This window comes from Bacteroides sp. OF04-15BH (genome assembly GCF_003477995.1).
Classification (GTDB): Bacteria; Bacteroidota; Bacteroidia; order Bacteroidales; family Bacteroidaceae; genus Paraprevotella.
In genome coordinates this window covers 1-759 of the sequence record NZ_QUEM01000107.1, presented here as the reverse complement: position 1 = coordinate 759, position 759 = coordinate 1, and the positions used below count along the sequence as shown (strand labels likewise).

The window sequence follows — 759 nt, the reverse complement described above, 5'->3', positions numbered from 1 at the left end:
CAGCCGCTTGCGGGAGGTGTCCCGATTTGTCCTGCGCTGTCTGAAATTGTCCGCTCTTGTATCGGCTTTCACCTATCAGCGTGTAGCCTGAAACCCCGTTTCGTGGAAGCGGCGCATCATCCGTTTTGCCCGGTGATGTCCGGCTGTCCGTGTAGCGATACCACAGCCATAGGGCGATATAGTACACCAAAAGCCCGGTAAGTATGCAATAGATTACCATAGTCAGACAGGCTTTTGGAAGTGGCTTTCGTACAGGGTGTTTATCTCGTCTTGGTACTGCTCGAAGTGGCGCAGCAGAATGTTTTCCACGTAGCTGCTTACCGTCACCTTTCGCCCGCCTATCACCGTCACGATACGCATCAGCTTCTCATGCGTGGTTCGGCTCACGTACAAGGGCTGTCGGTCTGCCAGTTCCACTTTCTGAAAGTAGGTTTCCCGGTAGTCGCCCGAACCGCCCTTGCGCTTGCGGGGTGTCGGTTTCTCTACTTGCACTGTTTCAGCCTGCCGTCCCTCGTGGGCGGTTTCCGTTTCGCTGCCGGGCTGCGGTTCATCATCCGGCTGGCTCTCCCGCTTGGCGGGTACACCCTGCGAGATAAGTTCCCGCATAAAATCCTCGTCTATCTTCGGCATCCCGCCGCTTTGCTTTGCCATATCATTTTAATTTGATGTAGTACACTATTTCGGTTATCAGTTCTTCCAAGTTGCTTCCCCTTACCAACGGGCGGCTGGCGGGAAAGAGCGTGGAGCGGAACACCGCCT

At 55.1% G+C, this 759-nt stretch carries 1 protein-coding gene and 2 pseudogenes; all 3 read right to left on the bottom strand.

What is annotated here, in order from left to right; genetic code table 11:
• Positions 1–220, bottom strand: a pseudogene (locus tag DXA74_RS16070) (hypothetical protein); the annotation flags it as partial.
• A 2-nt stretch (positions 221–222) separates the two neighbouring features.
• Positions 223–651, bottom strand: coding sequence for a DUF3408 domain-containing protein (locus DXA74_RS16065; RefSeq protein WP_007478184.1), 429 nt, complete (start codon positions 649–651; stop codon positions 223–225).
• A gap of 1 nt (position 652) precedes the next feature.
• Positions 653–759 (bottom strand): annotated as a pseudogene (locus DXA74_RS16060) (ParA family protein); the annotation flags it as partial.

Bases quoted from the DNA above. Each gene is read 5' to 3' on its own strand.
- DXA74_RS16065 (WP_007478184.1), bottom strand. From the start codon at position 651: ATGGCAAAGCAAAGCGGCGGGATGCCGAAGATAGACGAGGATTTTATG.